We start from the raw sequence: 17,035 nt of genomic DNA, 5'->3' as shown, positions 1-17,035 counted from the left end.
GGGTCGGCACGCCGGCCCGGTGAAAAGCGGGCGGCCATCTTACACGCCATGGGCCACGCCTTCAGGGCGCGGCCCCGCGGCGGCTACTCGATGTTCTGCACCTGCTCGCGGATCTGGTCGATCAGCACCTTCAGGTCCACCGCCGCGTTGGAGGTGCGGCTGTCCACCGACTTGGAGCCCAGCGTGTTCGCCTCGCGGTTGAACTCCTGCAGCAGGAAATCCAGCCGGCGGCCCACCGGCTCGCGCTGCTTGAGCACGCGGCGGATCTCGGCGATGTGGCTGGCCAGCCGGTCCAGCTCTTCATCCACGTCCAGCTTCTGCAGCCACAGCACCAGCTCCTGCTCTGCGCGACCCGGGTCCACCGGATGCGGCAGGTCGGCCAGGCGGGCGGCCAGCTTGGCGCGCTGGCCATCGCGGATCGCCGGGATCAGCGTGCGCACCTCGGCGGCGATGCGTTCGATGGCATCCACCCGCTCGCTGATCGCCGTGGCCAGCTTGGCGCCTTCGCGCTCGCGGGCCACCACGAAGTCCTCCACCACGCGCTCCAGCAGCGCCAGCGCCTCGGCCTGCAGCAGCGCCGGGTCGGCCGCCTCGCTCTTGAGCACGCCGGGCAGCTGCAGCAGGTCGGAGAACTCGACGCGCAGGTTCGGGAATTCACGGTCCAGCCGCCGCGCCAGCGTGCCCAGCTGCTCGACCATCACCTCGTTCACCGCCAGCGAGGCCCCGCCTTCGGGCAAGCGCAGGCGCAGCACCAGGTCGAGCTTGCCGCGGCTGATCCGCGCCGACACCCGCTCGCGCAGCTGCGGCTCCAGCGCGCGCAGTTCCTCGGGCAGGCGCACGCCCACTTCGAGGAAACGGTGGTTCACCGAGCGCAGTTCGCAGCCCAGCGTGCCCCAGGGGGTGATGTGCTCGCCGCCAGCAAAGGCGGTCATGCTTCGGATCATGGCGATCGGTGTCCGGCAAAGCGCGAATGGTACCCTAGCGCGCCTCGCACGCCGGCCTGTGACAGCCCCCGTGCGCCCGACTTTCGAACGCGGATCTTCCATGACCTTCTCCCGTCCCAGCGGCCGTACGGCCGACCAGCTGCGCCCGGTGCGCATCGAACGCGCCTTCACCCGCCATGCCGAAGGCTCGGTGCTGGTGAGCTTCGGCGACACGCGCGTGCTGTGCACCGCCAGCGTCGACAACAAGGTGCCGCCGTTCCTGCGCGGCAAGGGCGAAGGCTGGGTCACCGCCGAGTACGGCATGCTGCCGCGCTCCACCCATACCCGTTCCGACCGCGAGGCCGCGCGCGGCAAGCAGGGCGGCCGCACGCTGGAGATCCAGCGGTTGATCGGCCGCGCGCTGCGCGCCTGCGTGGACCGCAACGCGCTCGGCGAGCGCACCATCACGCTGGACTGCGACGTGCTGCAGGCCGACGGCGGCACCCGCACCGCGGCCATCACCGGCGCCTACGTGGCGCTGGCCGACGCGGTGTCCTGGCTGCAGAAGCGCGGCGAGATCAAGCGCCATCCGCTGGTGGGCGCGGTGGCGGCGGTGTCGGTGGGCGTGTACCGCGGCGTGCCGGTGCTGGACCTGGACTACGCCGAGGACAGCGACTGCGACACCGACATGAACGTGGTGATGAACGACGGCGGCGGCTTCATCGAGCTGCAGGGTACCGCCGAAGGCCACGCCTTCCGCCGCGACGAACTCGACGCCCTGCTCGCCCTGGCCGACAAGGGCGTGGGCGAACTGCTGGCGCTGCAGCGCGAGGCGTTGCAGGGATGAGCCAGCGCCTGGCCCTGGCCACCCTGGTGGTGCGCGACTACGACGAGGCGCTGGCCTGGTATCGCGACGTGCTCGGCTTCCGCGTGCTCACCGACCAGCCGCTGGGCGAAGGCAAGCGCTGGATCGTGGTGGCCCCGCGCAGCGAAGACCCCACCGGCCTGCTGCTGGCCCGCGCCAGCGATGACCACCAGGCCAGCCGCATCGGCGACCAGACCGGCGGGCGCGTGGGCTTTTTCCTGCACACCGACGACTTCTGGTACGACTACAAGGCCATGCGCGAGCGCGGCGTGGAGTTCCTCGAACAACCGCGCGAGGAGCCCTACGCCATCGTCGCGGTGTTCCGCGACCTGTACGGCAACACCTGGGACCTGCTGGAGCCCAAGCCATGAGTTTCCCCGACACCCTCGTGCTGGCCAGCGGCAACGCCGGCAAGCTGGAAGAACTGCGCGCCATGCTCGCCGGCATGCCGCTGCGCATCGTCGCGCAGGGCGAGATGGGCGTGGAAGACGTGCCCGAGACCGGCCTGACGTTCGTCGAGAACGCGCTGATCAAGGCCCGCCACGCCAGCGCCGTCACCGGCCTGCCCGCGCTGGCCGATGATTCGGGCCTGATCGTCGATGCCCTCGGAGGCGCGCCGGGCCTGTACAGCGCGCGCTACGCCGGCACCCCGACCAACGCGGCGGCCAACAACGCCAAGTTGCTGGAAGCGATGCGCGAAGTGCCGGCCGAGCGCCGCAGCGCGCGCTTCTATGCGGTGATCGTGCTGCTGCGCCACCCGGAAGACCCGCAGCCGCTGATCGCCGAAGGCAGCTGGGAAGGCGAGATCACCTTCGCCCCGCGCGGCGATGGCGGCTTCGGCTACAACCCGGTGTTCTTCGACCCGGTGCACGGCCAGACCGCGGCGGAAATGGATGCCGCCACCAAGAACCGCCTCAGCCACCGCGCCCGCGCGCTGGAAACCCTGCGCGCGCGGCTGCTCCAGCTGCGCGCCTGAACCGGTGGCGCGACGGGCCTTGCGCCCGCCGCCGCCGCCCGCATCCTGTTCCCACCTGCCCGGCACCACGCCACGTGGCACCCCGCCTGTCCGCCATGCTCATTCCCCCGCCCCTGTCGCTCTACGTCCACCTGCCCTGGTGCGTGCGCAAATGCCCGTACTGCGATTTCAACTCGCATGCGGCCAAGGGCGCGCTGCCGTTCGAGGAATACGTGGACGCGCTGGTCCGCGACCTCGACCACGACCTGCCGCTCGTATGGGGACGGGTGGTGAACTCGGTGTTCTTCGGCGGCGGCACGCCCAGCCTGTTCCCGCCCGAGGCGATCGACCGCTTCCTGCAGGCGGCCAGCGCGCGCCTGCGCTTCGCCCCGGGGCTGGAGATCACGCTGGAGACCAACCCCGGCACCGCCGAGCACGGCCGCTTCGACCGCTACCTGGCCGCCGGCGTGAACCGGCTGAGCTTCGGCATCCAGAGCTTCGATGACGCCGCGCTGCAGCGCCTGGGCCGCATCCACGACAGCGCCGAGGCCGAGCGCGCGGTGAAGCTGGCGCAGGACGCCGGCTACGACAACATCAACCTGGACCTGATGTACGCGCTGCCGCAGCAGACGCTCGCGCAGGCCGAGGACGACCTGCTGCGCGCCTTCGCGCTGGAGCCGACCCACGTCAGCCATTACCAGCTGACCCTGGAGCCGAACACCGTCTTCTACGCGCGCCCGCCCAAGGGCATCCCGGACGACGACAGCGCCTGGGACATGCAGGAGCACTGCCAGCGCCTGCTGGCCGAAGCCGGCTATGCGCAGTACGAAGTCAGCGCCTACGCGCGGCCGGATCGCCAGTGCGCGCACAACCTCAACTACTGGCGTTTCGGCGACTACCTCGGCATCGGCGCCGGCGCGCACGGCAAGATCACCTCCGGCGCCGCACAGCACGTGCTGCGCCGCTGGAAGCACAAGCATCCGCAGACGTACATGGCGCAGGCCGGCGGCGAGGCGGCGATCGGCGGCGACGAGATCGTGCCGGCCGAACGCCTGCCGTTCGAGTACATGCTCAACCTGCTGCGGCTGCACGAAGGTTTCAGCGTGGCCGACTTCAGCGCGCGCACCGGCTTGGCGGCCGACGCGCTGGCCGCGCCGCTCGCGCAAGCCACCCAACGCGGCTGGCTGGAGGAAACGGACGCCGGCCGCTGGCGCCCCACCGAACTGGGCCGCCGCTTCACCAACGACGTGATCGAACTATTCCTCGACTGAGCGCCGCCGTCCGTCGGCCCGCGCCCGGCCTCCCATGGCCGCCCTGACAAAAACGTGATACATACCGCGTTCTCAGGGGGAGAATAGCAGCGCAACGGATGGTCACGTCCGCGTCTTCGTCGTCTTCGCACATCCACGGGCCGCTGGCGAATGCGCCGGTGTCGGCGCGCGCGCGCCGTTTGCTCGAGGCCCTCTACACGCAGTACGCGCAGGGCCTGGCCGACCCGCTCAAGCTGACCCTGGTCAGCCTGGAGCGTGAGCTGTTCAGCCATGCCGAACGCGCGCGCAACAGCCAGGTCCAGGCCGATCTTTACGCCGAAATGCAGCACCTGCGCGAACGCGGCGAGCGTTTCGCGCCGCGCTTCCTCGAAGCGCTGCAGCAGGAACTGGCCGCGCTGTGCGAACCGCGCCGCAGCACGCCGGCGACCGAGTCCGGCAACGCGCAGCCCTTCCACGCGCTGACCCTGGTCGAAGACACCGACATCGACCGTGACATCGTGCTCAGCGAAATCGCCCGGCGCGAGGCGTCGCGCTGCAACACCCAGCTGCAACTGCTCGGCCAGCGCTTCGGCGTGCTGGCCGCCGCGCCGGCCTTCGAGCCGGAACATGTGCCGCTCGGCCCGCACGCCGCCTGCCGCGTGCTGCGCGAAGCGGGCGACGTGCTCGGCCTGCAGCTGGACACCCAGCTGATGCTCTACCGCGTATTCGAGCGCCAGGGGCTGGAGCGCTACCTGGAGCTGATCGAGCGCGCCAACATCCTGCTCGCCCACGAGGGCGTGCTGCCGGGGCTGGTCTACCTGCCCTACCTCGCCAAGCCCGCCACGCCGCGCCGTCCGGCCCGTCCCGCCGGGCAGGAGCGCCCGGGCGAAGGCAGCCCGTCGGCATCGCCCGGCGGCATGGGCGGCGCGGGCGCACGGGGCGCGATGGCACACGGCCATCGCCCGCTGACCAGTTGGAGCGGCCAGGCCCCGCAGGCGGCCTGGGGCGCGGCGATGTTCGGCGAGGGCCATGCCCCGGCCGACCTCGCCGACAGCGGCGGCCATCTCGCCGACCCCGGCGAGGGCAGCGCCAACGACGACCGCTTCGCCCCGGCCCTCGGCTCGCTGCACGAGATGCTCGGCATCGCGCGCCAGCAGCCCGGCTTTACCCAGGCCGGCAGCAAGCCCGGCGTGAGCCGCCCGCACACCGGCGGCACCCCCGTGCAGGCGCAGGCGCTGAACCACACGCTCGGTGCATTGCAGTCGCGCACGCAGGTGGGCGAAGGCGCTTCGCACGGGCCACGCAGCATCGCCGACGTGCAGCAGGAACTGCTGCGCATGCTGCGCGCCGAACACGGTCCGCAGGCGGGGCTGTCGGCACAGGACACCGACACCTTCGACCTGCTCGGCCTGCTCTACAACGAGATCGACCGCGAAGTGCGCGGCGGCACCTCCGCCGCCGAGCTGCTGGTGCGGCTGCAGGTGCCGGTGGTACGCGCCGCGCTGCAGGACAAGGCGTTCTTCGTGCGCGACCAGCATCCGGCGCGCGAGCTGCTCAACGCGGTGGCCGAATCCGGCGCCACCTGGCTGGCCGATGACGACACCGACCCGCAGCTGCTGCAGAAGCTCGGCAACGCGGTGGACAAGGTCGTCACCGAATACCAGGGCGACGAGGCGGTGTTCGAGGCCGCCAACCAGGAAATCCAAGGCCATTACCGCGCGCAGGCACGCAAGGCCGAAGTGGCCGAGCGGCGCCATGTCGAGGCGGCGCGCGGCAAGGAACGCCTGGAGATGGCCAAGCGCCTGGCCGGCGACAGCATCGAACATGTCTGCGCGGAACGCGCGCCGCCGAAGTTCGTGCAGACCCTGCTCAAGCAGGCGTGGAGCGACGTGCTCACGCTCACCCTGCTGCGCCAGGGCGAGCAGTCCGAGGAATGGGCCGATCGCCAGCAGGCGACCGACCGCATCGCCGAAGTCACCTGCCAGCCGACCGGCGGCCCGCCGGACATCGCGCTGGGCAGCGAAGTGGAAAGCGCGCTGCTGCAGGTGGGCTACCACCGCGACGAGGCCGGGGCGATCGCGCGCCGGCTCTCCACGCCGGGCGGCGAGGACGACGTCACCTCGCGCACCGAGCTGACCGCCAAGCTCAAGGCGCGCAGCCGCCTCGGCGAACAGGGCGAAGGCGACGCCGCCCCGCGCAAGCCAGCCCCGCCGGTACGCAATCCCGCCGAGGAAAGCCATTACCGCGCGCTGCGCACGCTGCCGTTCGGCACCTGGTTCGAATTCGTCACCAACCAGCAGGGCGACGTGCGCCGCCAGCGCCTGTCCTGGTACAGCCTGATCACCGACAACGCGCTGTTCGTCAATCCGCGCGGGCAGAAGATCGGCGAGCAGTCGCTGGATTCGCTGGCCCGCCTGATGGCCGCCGGGCAGGCGCGCATCGTCACCGAGGAGAAGGGCCGGCTCATCGACCGCGCCTGGCAGGCCACCGTGCGCGCGCTGCGCTCGCTGGCCGGCGGCGGCCGCGCCCCGCAGGAGCAACCGGCATGATCCACGAAGCCCGGCGCAGTCCGCGCCGCCAGCCCACCGCGAGCATCCCGGTGACCGACTTCATGGCCGAAACCGGCATCGGCCGCCTCGGCAACGTGTCCGAGACGGGCATGCTGCTGCTCGCCTCCGCGCCACTCACCGAAGACGCGCTGTACCAGCTGAGCTTCTCCCTGCCCGACCGCCAGGGCCGCGAGCACCCCATCGCCGTGGGCGTGCACCTGCTGTGGGTGGAGGAAGCGCATGCGCCCGGCCAGCACTGGGCGGGCTTCCGCTTCCTGACCGTCAGCGACGAGCATCGCGAACGCCTGCGCGACTGGGTGGCCGACGCGCAGGCCTGATCCGGCAAAAGACGACGGGCGCCGCGCGCGGCGTTTTGCGGCAAAATCGTGGCTTGCACTCCGCAATGCTGATCGAGCCCACGCCATGTCACATCAGGAACCCGCCGCCCTTTATGCCGCCCACCTGGCCGTGCTCAAGCAGCGCGCCGACGAAGCGCTGGCGCGGGGCGGCTTCGACCACCTGGTGATCCCCAGCGGCACGCTGCACTACCAGTTGTTCGACGACCGCGACTATCCGTATGCGGTGAACCCGCAATTCAAGGCATGGCTGCCGCTGACCCAGGTGCCCAACAGCTGGATCGTCTACACGCCCGGCCAGCGCCCGCAGGTGATCTTCCACCAGCCGTTCGACTACTGGCATGTCGTGCCGGCCGCGCCCAGCGGCTGGTGGGTGGAGCACTGCGACATCCACATCATCCGCAAGCCGGAAGAAGCGCTGGCACTGCTGCCCAGGCAGGTGGCGCGCTGCGCGATCCTCGGCGAGCCGCAGAGCACGCTCGGCGAATACGCACCGAACAACCCGCCCGCCGTGGTCGATTACCTGGAATACCACCGCGCCTACAAGACACCCTACGAGCTGGCACTGATGCGCCAGGCCCAGCACCTGGCGGTGCGCGGCCATCGCGCGGCCGAGGCCGCGTTCCGCGAGGGCCGCGACGAATTCGCCATCCACATGGCGTACTGCATGGCGGTGGGCCAGGACGCCAACGACCTGCCCTACGGCAACATCGTGGCCGTCAACGAACACGGCGCGGTGCTGCACTACACCCAGCTCGACCGCGCACCGGCCAGCGCGCCGCGCAGCTTCCTGATCGACGCCGGCGCCTCGGCCGCCGGTTACGCCAGCGACATCACCCGCAGCTACGCCGCCGATACCGGCAGCGAGTTCCAGGCGATGATCGAGGCGGTGGACCGTGCGCAAATCGCGATGGGCCAGGGCGTGCGCAACGGCGTGGACTACAAGCAGCTGCACATCGACGCGCACCTGTCGCTGATGGGCATCCTGAAGGACTTCGGCGTGCTGAAGGTGTCGCCGGAAGCGGCGCTGGCCACCGGCGTGAGCGCGGCGTTCTTCCCGCACGGCCTGGGCCACCTGATCGGCCTGCAGGTGCATGATGTCGCCGGCTTCGCCGCCAGCGACCGCGGCGGGCGCATCGAACGTCCCGCCGGCCACCCGTACCTGCGCATGACCCGCGTGCTCGAGCCGGGCATGGTGGTGACCATCGAACCGGGCGTGTACTTCATCGACATGCTGCTCGACGAGGTCAAGAAGAACGGCCATGCCGACAGCGTGGACTGGGATCGCGTGGCGCAGTTCCGTCCGTATGGCGGCATCCGCATCGAGGACGAGGTGGTGTGCACCGAGGGCGAGCCGGAAAACCTCACCCGCCCGGCGTTCGCGGCGGCCGAGGACGAGGCGCGCGATTTGAACTTCGTGGCGCACTAGCCCGCGCAGCGGGCTAGTGCGGGGGACGGCGTAGCCGCGGAGCGGCTTCGCCCCCAAAGTTTGCGCAGCAAACTTTGGGCCCCTTCCTTCTGCCTTGCCTATCCCCCGCGCCTTCGGCGCGCCCCCTTAACAAAGGGGCGGAGGCGCAGCCGCTTTGCGGCTTCGCCCCCAAAGTTTGCTGCGCAAACTTTGGGCCCCATCCTCTTGCCTTGCCTATCCCCGCGCCTTCGGCGCGCCCCCTTAACAAAGGGGGCTTTGCTCCATCAGAGTAGCTGGGGGCTGATGGGGTCGTTCTTTGTGGTGGCCATGAAGGCTTCGATTTCTTCGGCGCTGCGTTCCAGGTCGCCCGTCAGGACCTGGTGGCCTTCGGCGGTGATCAGGACGTCGTCTTCCGTGCGGATGCCGATGCCGCGCCACTTCGCGTCCACCGTGTCGTCGTCCGGGGAGACGTACAGGCCCGGTTCGATGGTGAACACCATGCCCGACTCCAGCAGGCGCGATTCGCCGCCGAAGCGGTATTCGCCCACGTCATGCACGTCGAGGCCCAGCCAGTGGCCGGTCTTGTGCCGGTAGAAACGCCGGTACAGGCCTTCGTCGATGTTGGTCTGCAGGCGGCCCTTGAGCAGGCCCAGCTGGAGCAGGCCGTCGGTCAGCACTTCCACCGCCGCCAGGTGCCCGGCTTCGTACGCCACGCCCGGGCGCGCCTGCGCCAGCGCGGCGGCCTGTGCGCGGCCCACCAGGTCGTGCAGCGCGCGCTGCTCGCGGGTGAAACGGCCATTGACCGGGAAGGTGCGGGTGATGTCGCTGGCATAGCCGCGGTATTCGGCGCCGGCATCGACCAGCACCAGGTCGCCATCGCGGCTGCGCGCGCTGTTGTCGCGATAGTGCAGCACGCAGGCATTGTGGCCGGCGCCCACGATGCTGCCGTAAGCCGGCCACGCGTCGCCCGCGCGGAACTCGCGCTCCAGGTCGGCCTGCAGCTCGTATTCGTGGATGCCCGGCCGCGCCGCACGCATGGCGGCGCGGTGCGCGCGCACGCTCAGGTCGGCCGCGCGCTGCATCAGGGCGATCTCGTCGCGTGACTTGAACAGCCGCTGCTCGTGCAGCAGGTGGCCAAGCTCCAGGAACTCGTGCGGCGGCTGCGCGCCATAGCGCACCTGCGCGCGCACGCGGTTCACCCAGCCGATCAGCTTGAGGTCGAAATCGGCATCGCGGCCGAAGTGGTAGTAGACCCGCGAGCGGCCTTCCAGCAGGCCCGGCAGGATGTCGTCCAGGTCCTCGATGGGATAGGCGTCGTCCATGCCGTACTCGCCCACCGCGCCTTCCTGCCCGGCGCGCGGGCCGTCCCAGGCCTCGCGCTCGGCGTCGCGCTCGCGGCAGAACAGGATGACCTCGCCATGGCGGCGGCCGGGGATGAGCACCAGCACCGCTTCCGGTTCGGGAAAGCCACACAGGTACCAGAAGTCCGAATCCTGCCGGTATGGATAGTGGGTGTCGTGGCTGCGCACGCGCTCGGGCGCGGCCGGCAACACGAGGATGGCCTGGTCGCCGGCCATCTGCATCAGCTGGCGCCGGCGCCGCGCGTACTCGGCGGCGCTGATCCCGGTCAGGCGCTTCACGCCGGCCTCAGTTCAAGCGCTGGCGGTAGCGCGGGCCGAGCACGCAGTCGCCGTGCAGCAGCAACGCGGCCACGCGCACGAATTCCTCGATCTCGGCCAGCGCGCTCTCGTCCTCGTCGGCGCTGTCGAAATCGCCGCTGGACGCCTGTGCCAGCCGCGCCAGGTCCTGCAGGGCCTCTTCGCCCTCCTCGGAGAGCTGCGGGCGCGCGCCGGCGGCCAGGCCGAAGCCGCCAAGGAAGGCGCGGCACCATTCGAACAGCGCGTCGGCGCGCACCGCGAGCGGCGCGCCCTCCTCGGCCAGCAGCAGTTCGAAGGCGAAATCGCGGTCGCCCAGCTGGCTGGCGCTGACCTGCCGCAGGCGGTCGAGCGCGCCGCCGGGCGCGGGCGCCGGCAGGCTATCGTCGGACAGCACGCGCGCCGGCCATTCGGGCACGTCCTCGCCGCCGGCGGCCAGCCAACCGCACAGGCCGCCGTGCAATTCGGCCGCGCTGGCGGCCAGGCCCAGCCGCTGGCTCTCTTCCTGGACGGCCACAACTTCCGGCAATTCGCTCATCTGCTTTTCGATTCCGCACACATGGGGCATGCCGAGGCCGCGCGGGGCGCGACATCGGGTGCCCAGTGTAGCAATCCGATGACATTGTCTTGTGGGTTTCAACCGCACGGGAGACACTCGTGCATCGTCCGTCGTGCCGCCTTCCATGCCGCTTGCCAGTACCGCCGCCCTGCTGCTCCACCGCCCGTTCGCGGCCATGGCCGCCGGCATTGCATCTGCCCTCACCGCCGCCGTGTTCTGGCGTACCCGCCAAGGGCGCGGCCAGCGGCTGGACGGCGCCGCGCCGCAGGCCCTGAAGCTGATCGAGGAAGCGGTCCTGCTGCTCGACGCGCAAGAGCGCGTGCTCGACGCCAACCCCGCGTTCCTGCGCCTGGGCGGCTGGCACGAGGAAGCCGAATTGCGGCTGCGCACCTTCACCGGCCTGCAGGCCAGCGCGGAGGAAGCTCCCGAGCCGGTGGGCGAGGATGAAATCTGGCTGCGCCGCGCCGATGGACGCCTGGTGCCGTGCCGGGTCACCCGGCAGGCGCTGGCCGGCCCGGGCCCGGCGCGCAGCCTGCTGTGCCTGCGCGATGTCGGCGAATCGCGCCGCGCCGAGCGCGAGCTGCGCTACCTGGCCAACTACGACACCCTGACCGGCCTGCCGCTGCGCGCGCGCCTGGCCGAACACCTGGCCCATGCGCTGGTGGAAGCCCGCCGCGAGGGCCGCACCGTCGCCCTGCTGGCGATGGACATCGACCACCTCGGCCACATCAACGACTGGCTCGGCCACCGCGCCGGCGACCAGGCGCTGCGCGCCACCGCCGAACGGCTGGCGGCGATCATCGGCCCGCGCGGCGTGCTCGCCCGCCTGGGCGGCGACGAGTTCGCCGTGGTGCTGCACGCCAGCGACGCCACCCGCCAGGCCGAGCAGCTCGCCGAAGACATCCTGCGCGCCTTCGCCGAACCGCTGCTGCTGGGCGATGACCACAGCACCATCGTCTCGCTCTCGCTGGGCATCGCCGAGGCGCCGTCGCACGGCCGCCTGCCCAGCGAACTGCTCGCCCATGCCGAAAGCGCCACCCGCCGCGCCAAGGCGGCCGGCCGCCGCACCTGGCGCGCGTACTCGGCCATGCTCGACCGCGCCAGCCACCGCCGCGCCCGCATCGCCAACGCGCTGCGCGCCACCGAGATGGACCGCTGCTTCCACCTGGTGTTCCAGCCGCGCCAGTCGCTGCGCAGCGGCCGCACCGCCGCGGTGGAAGCGCTGCTGCGCTGGCACGACGACAGCTTCGGCAATGTCTCGCCGGAAGAATTCATTCCGATCGCCGAGCAGATCGGCGTGATGCCGGAGATCGGCAGCTGGGTGCTGCGCCAGGCCTGCGCCACGCTGGCGCAGTGGCGCGAGGAAGGCATCACCGAGCTGCGCATGTCGGTCAACGTCTCGGCCTGGCAGCTGCGCCAGCCGACCTTCGCGCTGGAAGTGGCCGACCTGCTGGCCGCCCACGACCTGCCGCCGGGCACCCTGGAACTGGAACTGACCGAGACGGCCATGCTCGCCGAAGGCGAACGCGGCATCGCGCTGTTGCGCGAACTGCGCGAGCTCGGCGTGGGCATCGCCATCGACGACTTCGGCACCGGCTACTCCTCGCTGGCCTACCTGCGCCAGCTGCCGGTGACCACGCTGAAGATCGGCCAGCCGTTCGTGACCGACCTGGCGCAGGGCGGCGGCCCGATCGTGGCGGCGATCATCGCCATGGGCCACGCGCTGGGCCTGCTGGTGGTGGCCGAAGGCGTGGAGTACACCCGCCAGCGCGATTTCCTGCAGGCGCACGGCTGCGACGAGATCCAGGGCTACCTGGTCGCGCCGGGACGCGACGCGGTGGCGTGCCGCGCCCTGCTGCACCCGCCCGTCGACGCCCGCACGCCGCTCCTGGCCGTGCCTTGACCGCCGCGCGAGCCGCCCCCTAGTCTTGGCCGATGGAAACGACCGATCCCCTCGCCGAGTTGCGCGCCCTTGCCGCCCGCGTCGAAGGGCTGGTCGAGCGCGCGCAACGGCTCGCCGATGAAAACCGCAGCCTGCGCCACCAGCAGGAACAGCTGATCGCCGAGCGCGCGCAGCTGCTGACCAAGAACGAGCAGGCCCGTTCGCGGGTGGAAGCGATGATCGCCCGCCTCAAGTCGCTGGAGCAGCACACGTGAGCCAAGGCACCGAACCGGTCAGCGTCCGCATCCTGGACCGCGAATACACCGTGGGCGTCACCGCCGAGGAGCGCGACAGCCTCACCGCCGCCGCGCGCCTGCTGGACGCGCGCATGCGCGAGATCCGCGGCACCAACCGCATGGTCGCCCTCGACCGGCTGGCGGTGTTGTCGGCGTTGAACCTGGCCCACGAGCTGCAGCAGCTGCGCGACGAACAGGCGCGCCAGCAGCGCGAACTCACGCGCACGCTCGGCGAACTCAACCGCCGCCTGGACAGCGCCACCGATACACCGCGCTGAAGCCGAATACGCGTTCCCATCGCAACAATGAATCCCCGGGGAACACTTTGGCGACGAATGCACTGGCGGCCCGAGCCATGCTGGCTATAATGGCCACGCGTTCTCTGCTGTGAACGACGGCGTGTGCAAACATTCGCCTTGTCCCTTAATAACGACACCGGGGGCGCGACGACGCCGGGTGTGCATGTCCGCCTCGCAGCGGAAAGCCCGATGGTTTCCCAGCGTTCCCACTTGAACCTCGGGTTCAAGGTCGTTTCGCACGCATCGTCACCGCGGAGAATGCAATATTCCGCAGGAGCGGCGTCCCGCAAGGGCGCCGCTCCTGTTTTTTGCGGCGCAGCCTGCGGCCGCACGCCGCCCTTCCTCCCGCACGCCAGCCCTGGACCCGCATGACGGACGACCGCGACGCCCTGCGCCGTACCCTGCGTGAGCGCCGCCGCGCGCTGCCCGCGGCCACCCGCATCGCCGCGGCCGACGCGCTCGCCGCGCGCCTGCTCGCGCTGCCCTTCGCCCCGAGCGCCGGCACCGTGGCCGGCTACTGGGCGATGGATGGGGAGATCGGCCTGCATCGCTGGCAGCTGAGCCTGCCGTCCGCCGTGCGCTACTGCCTGCCGGTGCTGCACGGCCAGGTGCTGCGCTTCGCGCCCTGGCGCCCGGGCGAGCCGCTCAAGCCCAACCGCTACGGCATTCCCGAGCCCGACATCGACCCGGACCACGCGCTGCCGGCCGAGGACATCGACCTCGTCGTCGCCCCGCTGGTGGGCTTTGATGCACGGGGCGGCCGGCTGGGCATGGGAGGCGGCTGGTATGATCGCAGCTTCGCTTTCCGGCAACGCCAGGCCGCACCGCCCTGGCTGGTCGGCGTCGGCTTCGGCGTGCAGGAAGTGCCCGCGCTGGCGGTCGAATCCTGGGACGTCCCGCTCGACGCGATCTGCACCGAACACGCCACCCACCTGATCCAGACTGTTCCCGCATGACCGCACGCAAGCGCTACTGGCTGATGAAGTCCGAACCGGACGCCTTCTCCATCGACGACCTGCAGCGCGTCCGCACCGAGCCGTGGAACGGGGTGCGCAACTACCAGGCGCGCAACTTCATGCGCGACGGGATGAAGGTCGGCGACGGGGTGCTGTTCTATCACTCCAACACCCAGGTGCCGGGCATCGTCGGGCTGGCCACGGTGGCCAGCGAGGCCTACCCGGACCCGACCCAGTTCGACCCCAAGTCCGACTACCACGACCCCAAGGCCACGCGCGAGCAACCGCGCTGGCTGCTGGTGGACGTGGCGTTCGACCGCAAGCTCAAGCGCACGATCCCGCTGGAGGAGATCAAGCAGCACGCCGAGGAGCTCGGCGAAGGGTTCCCGCTGATCGCGCGCGGCAACCGGCTGTCGATCCTGCCGGTCACCGCGGCGCAGGCGAAGTTCCTGCTGTCGCTGGAGTAAGGGCGCGCCCCGTTTCGTTTTCCCCTTCCGGATTTCCGACATGTCCGAAGCAAAGCGGCTGGCCGCCGAAAAGGCCATCGAATACGTCAAGGACGGCATGATCGTGGGCGTGGGCACCGGTTCGACGGTGGCCTACTTCATCGATGCGCTGGGCCGCATCGGCCATCGCATCAAGGGTGCGGTGTCCAGTTCGGAGCAGAGCACCGAGCGCTTGCGCGCGCACGGCATCGAGGTGCTGGACCTCAACCACACCGGCACGCTGTCGCTGTACGTGGACGGGGCCGACGAGTGCGACCCGGCCAAGTGCCTGATCAAGGGCGGCGGCGCGGCGCTGACGCGCGAGAAGATCATCGCCGAGGCGAGCGAGCAGTTCGTGTGCATCGTGGACCCGAGCAAGCAGGTGCCGGTGCTGGGCAAGTTCCCGCTGCCGGTGGAGGTGATCCCGATGGCGCGCAGCCTGGTGGCGCGGCAGATCCTGGCGCGCACGGGCGGGCAGCCGGCGTGGCGCGAGGGCGTGGTGACCGACAACGGCAACGTGGTGCTGGATATCCACCACCTGCAGATCACCGACCCGGTGGCGCTGGAGCGCGAGCTCAACCAGATCCCGGGCGTGGTGTGCGTGGGGTTGTTCGCGCGGCGGCGGGCGGATGTGGTGATCGTGGGTGGGGAGCCGCCTGTCGTTCTTTGAGTTCTGCCGCTTTTCGGCTGTTTTGGCTTGGTCGCGCGGCGCCCGGGGGCGGCTTGCCCTTGACGACACATCGGCCATGGCCGATGGTGCGCCGTCCCTTCCTTCTCCCTCGCCCGCCATGAAACTGCTCCGCCTGCTTGCCCTCGTTTCGGTCTTCGCCCTGTCCGGTTGCGCCAGCGCCGGGGCGCATTGGGTCGAACTCGGCGGACAGCGTTACCAGGTGGAACTGGCGCAGGACGAGGCCAGCCGGGCGCGCGGGTTGATGTTCCGCGACGAGATGGACGCCGACCACGGCATGTTGTTCATCCACGACCGCGAGGAGCCGCAGGCGTACTGGATGAAGAACACCAAGATCCCGCTCGACATCCTGTATTTCGACAACCAGCGCCGGCTGGTGTCGCAGCAGCGCGACGTGCCGCCGTGCACGCTCGGCGACGGCTGCCCGCCGTATCCGAGCAAGGGCGCGGCGCGCTACGTGCTGGAGCTCAACGCCGGCCAGGCCAGCCGCCTGCAGCTGAAGGACGGCGCCGAGCTGACCTTCGGCCCCGGTATCCCGACCGCGCCCTGAATCCGCATCGCCCGACGCCACTGTCGGGACGCGCCGGACTTGAACCCCCATGCATTTGGCCGCAGTCTTGCGGGCATGGGGGATAGACTGACATTGCCGAGCTGGACGACCCTGGCGAAACTGGACGACGAGGCACTGCCGCTGCTGTCCACCGCGCTGCTCATCGCGCGCGACGAATATCCGGGGCTCGATGTCGACCTCTACGACACGCTCGTGCAGAGCCATGTCGAGCACCTGCGCACCGAGGTGGACGCCATCGCGCTGTGGCCGCTGAAGATGGCCGCGGTGAACCGCCACCTGTTCGACGAGCTCGGCTACGCCGGCAACCACGACGAATATTACGACCCGCGCAACAGCTATCTGAACGAGGTCTTCGAGCGCCGCCTCGGCAATCCGATCTCGCTGGCGATGGTGCAGATGGAAGTGGCGCGGCGCCTGGGCATCCCGCTCGATGGCGTGTCCTTCCCCGGGCACTTCCTGGTGCGCCTGCCGGTCGATGACGGCCTGCTGGTGATGGACCCCTTCAATGGCGGCCGCCCGCTGGGCGTGGACGAGTTGCGCGAGCGCGCGCGCCCGCACCTGGGCGGCGAGCTGCCCGACGACCGCGCGCTGCTGCAGATCCTTGATCCGGCGCCGCACCGGGCGATCCTGGTGCGCATGCTGCGCAACCTGCACGGCGTGTACGCCGACGACGAACAGTGGGACCGCGCCGCGCGCAGCGCCGACCGCATCCTCCGGCTGATGCCCGACCAGCCCGAAGCGCTGCGCGACCGGGGGCTGGCCTACCTGCACCTGGAACACCGGCATGGCGCGCGGCAGGATCTCTCGCGCTACCTGCAGCTCCATCCGCAGGCACGCGATGCCGCGTCGATCCGCGAGCAGCTGGTGGAACTGAGCCCCGACCGCTCGCGCATGCACTGAGCCCGCGGCGGGCGTGGCGCCTCGGTCGGCCTCAGTCGATCTCCATCATCTCGAAATCGTCCTTGGTCACGCCGCAGTCCGGGCAGGTCCAGGTATCGGGGATGTCTTCCCAGCGCGTCCCCGGGGCGATGCCCTCTTCTGGCAGGCCGTCGGCCTCGCGGTAGATGAAACCGCAGACGACGCACATCCAGTTGCGGTAGGTGGTCGCGGTCGCGTCGCTCATCGGATAATCACGGCTGCCTATCGGGGGAACGGGCATTGTCCCACCCCGCCCGCCCCATCGGAAGCCGCTCCATGAACCCGCGCCTGGCCCGCCGTGGCCTCTACCTCATCACGCCGGACGAGACCGACACCCATCGCCTGCTGGCGCGCACCGCGCCGCTACTGCCCGGCGTGGCGTGGCTGCAGTACCGCAACAAGGCCGTCGATGCCGATACC

19 protein-coding genes, 1 other RNA gene and 1 pseudogene are annotated in these 17,035 nt (G+C 70.6%); 17 read left to right on the top strand and 4 right to left on the bottom strand.

Translation table 11 applies throughout. The features are described 5' to 3' along the window. Nucleotides 1-83: 83 nt before the first annotated feature. A complete protein-coding gene (locus ARC20_RS00210; RefSeq protein ID WP_057642546.1) occupies nucleotides 84-944 on the bottom strand; it encodes a YicC/YloC family endoribonuclease in 861 nt (286 codons plus the stop codon). 100 nt (nucleotides 945-1,044) lie between these two features. Between ARC20_RS00210 and rph the strand changes: the two genes are divergently transcribed. From rph to pepQ, 7 genes are all read left to right on the top strand, one after another. After that, entirely contained in the window at nucleotides 1,045-1,770 is a 726-nt protein-coding gene (rph, locus tag ARC20_RS00205) for a ribonuclease PH (protein ID WP_057642544.1), read from the top strand. After that, entirely contained in the window at nucleotides 1,767-2,159 is a 393-nt protein-coding gene (locus tag ARC20_RS00200; protein WP_057642542.1) for a VOC family protein, read from the top strand. Before rph ends, ARC20_RS00200 begins: the two co-directional genes overlap by 4 nt. Next, a complete protein-coding gene (gene rdgB / locus ARC20_RS00195) occupies nucleotides 2,156-2,764 on the top strand; it encodes an RdgB/HAM1 family non-canonical purine NTP pyrophosphatase (protein WP_057642539.1) in 609 nt (202 codons plus the stop codon). The genes ARC20_RS00200 and rdgB overlap by 4 nt, the downstream gene beginning before the upstream one ends. 95 nt (nucleotides 2,765-2,859) lie before the next feature. After that, the gene (gene hemW, locus ARC20_RS00190; RefSeq protein WP_057642535.1) at nucleotides 2,860-4,014 is read left to right on the top strand and encodes a radical SAM family heme chaperone HemW; all 1,155 of its coding nucleotides are present in this window, start codon (nucleotides 2,860-2,862) and stop codon (nucleotides 4,012-4,014) included. Nucleotides 4,015-4,112: 98 nt separating this feature from the next. Continuing rightward, on the top strand, nucleotides 4,113-6,542 hold the full coding sequence (locus ARC20_RS00185; RefSeq protein WP_057642532.1) for a DUF1631 domain-containing protein: 2,430 nt from the start codon (nucleotides 4,113-4,115) through the stop codon (nucleotides 6,540-6,542). Next, complete coding sequence (locus ARC20_RS00180; protein ID WP_057642523.1) at nucleotides 6,539-6,880, top strand: PilZ domain-containing protein; 342 nt, start codon at nucleotides 6,539-6,541, stop codon at nucleotides 6,878-6,880. The genes ARC20_RS00185 and ARC20_RS00180 overlap by 4 nt, the downstream gene beginning before the upstream one ends. 85 nt (nucleotides 6,881-6,965) lie before the next feature. Beyond that, nucleotides 6,966-8,327 (top strand): Xaa-Pro dipeptidase, encoded by a 1,362-nt coding sequence (pepQ, locus tag ARC20_RS00175; RefSeq protein WP_057642520.1) that lies wholly within the window; start codon nucleotides 6,966-6,968, stop codon nucleotides 8,325-8,327. Nucleotides 8,328-8,590: 263 nt separating this feature from the next. Here the strand turns inward: pepQ and ARC20_RS00170 are convergent, their stop codons facing one another. Continuing rightward, complete coding sequence (locus ARC20_RS00170) at nucleotides 8,591-9,946, bottom strand: aminopeptidase P N-terminal domain-containing protein (RefSeq protein WP_057642512.1); 1,356 nt, start codon at nucleotides 9,944-9,946, stop codon at nucleotides 8,591-8,593. Between the two features lie 7 nt (nucleotides 9,947-9,953). Beyond that, nucleotides 9,954-10,499, bottom strand: a complete 546-nt coding sequence (locus tag ARC20_RS00165; RefSeq protein ID WP_057642510.1) for a YecA/YgfB family protein — start codon at nucleotides 10,497-10,499, stop codon at nucleotides 9,954-9,956. Between the two features lie 145 nt (nucleotides 10,500-10,644). Here ARC20_RS00165 and ARC20_RS00160 point away from each other — a divergent pair, with 145 nt between their 5' ends. The 9 genes from ARC20_RS00160 to ARC20_RS00125 all read left to right on the top strand — a co-directional run bounded on the left by ARC20_RS00160 (nucleotide 10,645) and on the right by ARC20_RS00125 (nucleotide 16,597). Continuing rightward, entirely contained in the window at nucleotides 10,645-12,423 is a 1,779-nt protein-coding gene (locus ARC20_RS00160) for a putative bifunctional diguanylate cyclase/phosphodiesterase (protein WP_057642507.1), read from the top strand. A gap of 32 nt (nucleotides 12,424-12,455) precedes the next feature. Then, nucleotides 12,456-12,677: a TIGR02449 family protein gene (locus ARC20_RS00155; RefSeq protein ID WP_057642504.1), complete on the top strand. Its 222-nt coding sequence runs from the start codon at nucleotides 12,456-12,458 to the stop codon at nucleotides 12,675-12,677. Further along, entirely contained in the window at nucleotides 12,674-12,976 is a 303-nt protein-coding gene (locus ARC20_RS00150) for a cell division protein ZapA (protein WP_057642501.1), read from the top strand. The genes ARC20_RS00155 and ARC20_RS00150 overlap by 4 nt, the downstream gene beginning before the upstream one ends. Before the next feature lie 98 nt (nucleotides 12,977-13,074). Then, nucleotides 13,075-13,259, top strand: a non-coding RNA gene (ssrS, locus tag ARC20_RS17795) — 6S RNA. Between the two features lie 106 nt (nucleotides 13,260-13,365). Next, a complete protein-coding gene (locus ARC20_RS00145) occupies nucleotides 13,366-13,953 on the top strand; it encodes a 5-formyltetrahydrofolate cyclo-ligase (RefSeq protein ID WP_057642499.1) in 588 nt (195 codons plus the stop codon). Beyond that, the gene (locus tag ARC20_RS00140) at nucleotides 13,950-14,420 is read left to right on the top strand and encodes an EVE domain-containing protein (RefSeq protein WP_057642497.1); all 471 of its coding nucleotides are present in this window, start codon (nucleotides 13,950-13,952) and stop codon (nucleotides 14,418-14,420) included. Before ARC20_RS00145 ends, ARC20_RS00140 begins: the two co-directional genes overlap by 4 nt. A 40-nt stretch (nucleotides 14,421-14,460) precedes the next feature. After that, nucleotides 14,461-15,108, top strand: coding sequence for a ribose-5-phosphate isomerase RpiA (gene rpiA / locus ARC20_RS00135; protein ID WP_057642495.1), 648 nt, complete (start codon nucleotides 14,461-14,463; stop codon nucleotides 15,106-15,108). 118 nt (nucleotides 15,109-15,226) lie between these two features. Beyond that, nucleotides 15,227-15,676: a DUF192 domain-containing protein gene (locus tag ARC20_RS00130; protein ID WP_057642491.1), complete on the top strand. Its 450-nt coding sequence runs from the start codon at nucleotides 15,227-15,229 to the stop codon at nucleotides 15,674-15,676. 75 nt (nucleotides 15,677-15,751) lie between these two features. Then, entirely contained in the window at nucleotides 15,752-16,597 is an 846-nt protein-coding gene (locus tag ARC20_RS00125; RefSeq protein ID WP_057642489.1) for a SirB1 family protein, read from the top strand. Nucleotides 16,598-16,628: 31 nt separating this feature from the next. On the opposite strand, the gene ARC20_RS00120 is transcribed toward ARC20_RS00125, so the two are convergent. Continuing rightward, nucleotides 16,629-16,841 carry a rubredoxin gene (locus ARC20_RS00120; protein ID WP_425478523.1) on the bottom strand — a complete coding sequence of 71 codons (213 nt, stop codon included), beginning with the start codon at nucleotides 16,839-16,841 and terminating at the stop codon, nucleotides 16,629-16,631. Nucleotides 16,842-16,891: 50 nt separating this feature from the next. Here ARC20_RS00120 and ARC20_RS17790 point away from each other — a divergent pair. Further along, nucleotides 16,892-17,035 (top strand): annotated as a pseudogene (locus tag ARC20_RS17790) (thiamine phosphate synthase); the annotation flags it as partial.

Source organism: Stenotrophomonas panacihumi (assembly GCF_001431645.1).
Lineage (GTDB): Bacteria > Pseudomonadota > Gammaproteobacteria > Xanthomonadales > Xanthomonadaceae > Stenotrophomonas_A > Stenotrophomonas_A panacihumi.
This window is presented reverse-complemented; position numbering and strand designations above follow the sequence as displayed.

Coding starts and splice junctions, on each gene's coding strand:
- ARC20_RS00140 (WP_057642497.1), top strand. CDS start 13,950: ATGACCGCACGCAAGCGCTACTGGCTGATGAAGTCCGAACCGGACGCC.
- ARC20_RS00210 (WP_057642546.1), bottom strand. CDS start 944: ATGATCCGAAGCATGACCGCCTTTGCTGGCGGCGAGCACATCACCCCC.
- ARC20_RS00160 (WP_057642507.1), top strand. CDS start 10,645: ATGCCGCTTGCCAGTACCGCCGCCCTGCTGCTCCACCGCCCGTTCGCG.
- ARC20_RS00145 (WP_057642499.1), top strand. CDS start 13,366: ATGACGGACGACCGCGACGCCCTGCGCCGTACCCTGCGTGAGCGCCGC.
- ARC20_RS00130 (WP_057642491.1), top strand. CDS start 15,227: ATGAAACTGCTCCGCCTGCTTGCCCTCGTTTCGGTCTTCGCCCTGTCC.
- ARC20_RS00200 (WP_057642542.1), top strand. CDS start 1,767: ATGAGCCAGCGCCTGGCCCTGGCCACCCTGGTGGTGCGCGACTACGAC.
- rdgB (WP_057642539.1), top strand. CDS start 2,156: ATGAGTTTCCCCGACACCCTCGTGCTGGCCAGCGGCAACGCCGGCAAG.
- ARC20_RS00185 (WP_057642532.1), top strand. CDS start 4,113: ATGGTCACGTCCGCGTCTTCGTCGTCTTCGCACATCCACGGGCCGCTG.
- ARC20_RS00125 (WP_057642489.1), top strand. CDS start 15,752: ATGGGGGATAGACTGACATTGCCGAGCTGGACGACCCTGGCGAAACTG.
- ARC20_RS00155 (WP_057642504.1), top strand. CDS start 12,456: ATGGAAACGACCGATCCCCTCGCCGAGTTGCGCGCCCTTGCCGCCCGC.
- pepQ (WP_057642520.1), top strand. CDS start 6,966: ATGTCACATCAGGAACCCGCCGCCCTTTATGCCGCCCACCTGGCCGTG.
- rph (WP_057642544.1), top strand. CDS start 1,045: ATGACCTTCTCCCGTCCCAGCGGCCGTACGGCCGACCAGCTGCGCCCG.
- rpiA (WP_057642495.1), top strand. CDS start 14,461: ATGTCCGAAGCAAAGCGGCTGGCCGCCGAAAAGGCCATCGAATACGTC.
- hemW (WP_057642535.1), top strand. CDS start 2,860: ATGCTCATTCCCCCGCCCCTGTCGCTCTACGTCCACCTGCCCTGGTGC.
- ARC20_RS00180 (WP_057642523.1), top strand. CDS start 6,539: ATGATCCACGAAGCCCGGCGCAGTCCGCGCCGCCAGCCCACCGCGAGC.
- ARC20_RS00165 (WP_057642510.1), bottom strand. CDS start 10,499: ATGAGCGAATTGCCGGAAGTTGTGGCCGTCCAGGAAGAGAGCCAGCGG.